This is a genomic window from Streptomyces capoamus (assembly GCF_014654935.1).
Taxonomy (GTDB): domain Bacteria; phylum Actinomycetota; class Actinomycetes; order Streptomycetales; family Streptomycetaceae; genus Streptomyces; species Streptomyces capoamus.
The window spans coordinates 239,028-243,401 of record NZ_BNBF01000003.1; the positions used below are offsets into that span (position 1 = coordinate 239,028).

3 protein-coding genes and 2 pseudogenes are annotated in these 4,374 nt (G+C 72.2%); all 5 read left to right on the forward strand.

The features are described from left to right. A pseudogene (locus tag IE312_RS39130) lies at nt 1–387 on the forward strand (ABC transporter substrate-binding protein); the annotation flags it as partial. A 12-nt stretch (nt 388–399) separates the two neighbouring features. After that, nucleotides 400–1,344, forward strand: coding sequence for a carbohydrate ABC transporter permease (locus tag IE312_RS06990; protein WP_189979337.1), 945 nt, complete (start codon nt 400–402; stop codon nt 1,342–1,344). A gap of 6 nt (nt 1,345–1,350) precedes the next feature. Beyond that, the gene (locus IE312_RS06995) at nt 1,351–2,184 is read left to right on the forward strand and encodes a carbohydrate ABC transporter permease (protein WP_189979339.1); all 834 of its coding nucleotides are present in this window, start codon (nt 1,351–1,353) and stop codon (nt 2,182–2,184) included. A 172-nt stretch (nt 2,185–2,356) separates the two neighbouring features. Then, nucleotides 2,357–2,563: pseudogene (locus tag IE312_RS44105) on the forward strand (family 1 glycosylhydrolase); the annotation flags it as partial. A gap of 405 nt (nt 2,564–2,968) precedes the next feature. Then, a complete protein-coding gene (locus IE312_RS07005) occupies nt 2,969–4,198 on the forward strand; it encodes a cytochrome P450 family protein (protein ID WP_189979340.1) in 1,230 nt (409 codons plus the stop codon). Nucleotides 4,199–4,374 lie beyond the last annotated feature (176 nt).

The window sequence follows — 4,374 nt, forward strand, 5'->3', positions numbered from 1 at the left end:
CCCGTGCCGAAGGCGGGGGAGAAGTCGGTGGGTCCGCTGGGCGGTGCCGTGCTCACCGTCCCGGACACCGGTGACGAACGGCGGGAGCGGATGGCGGGGCGGATCGTCGCCTGCCTCACGAGCGAGCGGGAGCAGCTGACGTACGCGCGCAACAGCTGGATGGTCCCGGCCGGCGAGAAGGCCGCCACCGCGTGGCGCAGGCAGGTGCCCGAGCTGGGCGCGCTGGCCGACCAGGTGGCGACGGCCCGCTCCCGTACGGCCAAGCTCGGTGCCGGCTGGCCGGCCGTGTCACTCGCCCTGCAGAGCGCATTCCAGGCCGCCCTGACCGGCCAGTCCAGCCAGGCCGCCCTCCGGCGCGCCCAGCAGCGGGCCACGAGCGGGAACTGAGGTACGCCCAGCATGACCACGTCCACCACCACCGCGTCCGCCGCGGTGTCCGAAGCCGGCCGGCCGGCGCCCGGCCGGCCGCGGCGCCGGCGCGGGCCGGCCCAGTGGGGGTTCGTCGCCCCCGCGGTCCTCTTCATGATGCTGTTCTTCGGCTACCCGCTCGTCCACAACGTCGTGATGAGCTTCCAGCACTACACCCCGAAGACGTTCTTCACCGGAGAGGCCCCCCTGAACGGCTTCGCCAACTGGTCGAACGTCCTCCGGGACCCCCTCTTCGGCAAGGCGCTGTGGCACACGCTCGTCTTCACCGCGGGCTCACTGCTGGGCCAGTTCTGCGTCGGCCTCGCCCTCGCCGTCTTCTTCCACCGGACGTTCCCGCTGAACGGTGCCCTGCGCTCGCTGATCCTGCTGCCCTGGCTGGTGCCCATGGTGGTGTCCGGCATCGTGTGGCGACGCATCCTCGACCAGGACACGGGCGTACTGAACTCCTTCCTCGACACCCTCGGCCTGGGCGGTCACACTCCATGGCTGACCAGTCCGCACATGGCCCTGCTGTCCGTCATCCTGGTCAACATCTGGATCGGCATCCCGTTCAACATGGTCATCCTGTACGGCGGTCTGCAGGAGGTCCCCCGCGAGCTGTACGAGGCGGCCGCCCTGGACGGCGCCTCCGCCTGGCGGACGTTCCGCTCGATCACCCTGCCGGCGCTCCGTCCCGTCATCACGGTCGTCCTCGTCCTGGGCTTCATGTCGACGGTCAAGATCCTCGACCTGATCCTGGCCCTCACCGACGGCGGTCCCGCCGACGCCACCCAGACCCTGGGCACGCTCACCTACCAGAACTCCTTCGTACGGCTGGACTTCGGGGCGGGCGCCGTCGTCGGCAACATACTGATCCTGATCTCGGCCGTGTTCGCCGTGCTGTACCTGCGGGCCGACCGCACCGAAGGGGAGTGACCGACGATGGCCGCCGAGAACGCGAAGCCGCGTGCGAACAGGCGCCGTTGGGGCTCCACCGTGGCCGGTGTGCTCGTCCTGGGCGTCATGCTGTTCCCGCTGTACTGGATGCTCAACACCGCACTCCAGCCCGAGTCCGGTCTCCTCGAAGCCGACCCGGTGCCGCACGGCCTCGACCTGTCCGGCTTCTCCAAGGCGCTCGGCGACCAGGGCGGCCACCTGCTGACGTCCCTGGTGGTCTCGCTCGGCGCGGTGGTCGTCTGCCTGGCGGTCGCGGCCCCGGCCGCGTACGGGCTCGCGCGGTTCCGGCTGCCCGGCACGCGCACCCTCGTGCTCGGCACGCTGATCACCCAGATGGTGCCGGGGATCGTCATCGCCAACGCGCTGTACACCTCGTACGTCGACCTGGGCCTGGTCAACTCCTACCTCGGCCTGATGCTCGCGGACGCCTCGCTCGGCATCCCCTTCTCGATCGTGCTGATGCGCTCGTTCATGCTGTCCATCCCCGGCGAGGTGATCGAGGCCGCGCAGATGGACGGCGCCGGCCGGCTGCGCACCTTCGTGCAGGTGGTGCTGCCGATGAGCCGCAACTCCCTGATCACCTCGGGCCTGTTCGCGTTCCTGTTCGCCTGGAGCGACTTCATGTTCGCGCTCACCCTCAACACCACCGACGACGTCAAGCCGATCACGCTGGGCATCTACCAGTACATCGGCGCGCACGTGGGCGACTGGGGCTCGGTGATGGCCGCCTCCGTGCTGTCCGCGGTCCCCGCCGCCGTCCTGCTCGTGCTCGCCCAGAAGTACATCGCCGCCGGCATCACCGGCGGATCCGTCAAGTGACCTCCGGACCGGTGAACCGCAAGGGGCTGGACTTCTCCTCCCGTCCCGTCGACAAAACCCCTCACGGCGGGCATCGAGCCGGCCGCCACGCTCGATCACTGGGACGGGTCAGGGGGACCGCCGAGCGGTCGCGGAGTACACGGCGGCCGTCGCCGCGCGCCTGGCCGACCGGGTGCCGCGCTGGATCACCCTGAACGAGCCGTGGTGCAGCGCCTTCCTCGGGCACTCCGTCGGCCGCCACGCCCCCGGCGCCGAGGAGGGCCGGGGCGCGCTCGCCGCCGCCCACCGTCTGCTGGACGGGCACGGGCTCGCGGTCGGGGCCCTCCGCGCGGCCGGGGCGCGCGAGGTCGGCATCGCCCTCGACCTCGACCGCAATCTGCCCGCCACCGGTTCCGCCGCCGACCGGGCCGCCGTCGTCCGCACGGACACCCAGCACAACCTTGTGCGGACCGAACCCGTCAGGCCGACCGGTGCGGCGCGGACACTCCGTCCGTGGCCAGCCGCGCATGACGTTCCACGTCGTCTTCCCGCGTTGGTCTGCCGCGTCCAGCGCCGCCATCGGCTCACTGACCCGTCACCTCAACACCGCTCGCGCGTCGTCGGCCGACCAGCGACGCGACCACAGCCCCGGGGACGCTTCCCACCGATCATGCATGCCGCACGTCTCCCGCAGCCGGGAATCCGCGGTCAGCCACCCCGGCGGGGAATGTCGCGCCGGTGCCCGGGCGTCGGAGGCTGCCCTGTCGGAGAATGGCCTGTATGTGAAGTGTGTCCGGGAGGTGTGATGAGCGAGCGGCCAGTGCCCCTTCCCTACGCCGACCCGGGCTTCGTGGCGGACCCCTTCCCGCTCTACCGGCGGCTGCGGGAGGACGGTCCCGTTCGACGGGCGGTCATCGCCGGGGGCCTGGACGCCTGGCTGGTGACCCGCTACGAGGACGGGCTGGCCGCCCTGTCCGATCCGAGGCTGAGCAGCGATGTCCGGGACGCCACGGACCCCCGCCTCGCCGGACAGCTGCCCGCCTTCGAGCGGGAATCGCTGATGAGCAGCATGCTCCGCTCCGACCCGCCCGACCACACCCGCCTGCGCCGCCTCGTGTCGAAGGCGTTCACCGCGCGCCGGGTCGCCATGCTGCGGCCCCGGATCCAGGAGATCACCGACCGACTGCTGGACGCGGTGGTGCCGGCCGGCCGGGCCGAACTCGTGGCGGACTTCGCCCTGCCCCTGCCGGTCACCGTCATCAGCGAGCTGCTCGGCGTACCCGTGGACGACCGCCACGACTTCCAGCGGTGGACCGACGCCATGCTCGTCCGGGGGGAGCGGATGCCCGACCCGGCCGTCGTGAACGAGGCGTGGCAGCGGATGCGCGCCTACCTGACCGCGCACCTCGGAGCAAAACGCGCCCGGCCGGGAGACGACCTGCTCAGCGCGCTGATCAGCGCCCATGACGAGGAGCAGCGGCTCAGCCACGACGAGCTGATCGCCATGACCTTCCTGCTGCTGGTGGCCGGCTACATCACGACGGTCAATCTGATCGGCAGCGGTATCACCGCCCTGCTCACCCACCCCGACCAGCTGGCCCTCCTGCGGGACCGACCGGACCTGCTCCCGGACGCGATCGAGGAGTTCCTCCGCTACGACGGCCCGGTCAGCCCCGGCATCGCCCGCTTCGCGCGCGAGGACGTGGAGATCGCCGGCGTGACCGTCCCCCGCGGTGCGACCGTGCTCATCGCCTCGGCGATCGCCGACCGCGACCCGGCCCGGTTCCCCGACCCCGACCGGCTGGACATCACCCGGCGCGACAACGGCCACCTGGCCTTCGGACACGGCATCCACTACTGCCTGGGCGCGCCCCTCGCCCGGCTGGAGGGCCAGATCGCGATCGGCACGGCACTGCGCCGCCTCCCGGACATGGCCCTGGCCGTCCCGCCCGCGGAGCTGACCTGGCGGCCCGGCGGTCTGCGCGGTCCGGCGCGGCTGCCGGTCACGTTCGCCGCCGGCGGACCGGCGGCCTGACCGGGGCGGTCCGCAGGTCACCCGGGCCGCGCACCGCGATCCGCCCGCTACGACATGCCCGTCAGGGTGTGCGTGAGGTGGTCGGCGAGGTCGGGCAGCCAGTCGGGCCGGGCATTGCCGAGGAGGTGGTCGCCGTGCGGGACGCAGCGGTACGTGCCGCGGGGCGCCGTGCGGGC

What these genes read in the sequence shown, in the direction of transcription:
- IE312_RS07005 (WP_189979340.1), top strand. Translation starts at nt 2,969, where the DNA reads ATGAGCGAGCGGCCAGTGCCCCTTCCCTACGCCGACCCGGGCTTCGTG.
- IE312_RS06995 (WP_189979339.1), top strand. Translation starts at nt 1,351, where the DNA reads ATGGCCGCCGAGAACGCGAAGCCGCGTGCGAACAGGCGCCGTTGGGGC.
- IE312_RS06990 (WP_189979337.1), top strand. Translation starts at nt 400, where the DNA reads ATGACCACGTCCACCACCACCGCGTCCGCCGCGGTGTCCGAAGCCGGC.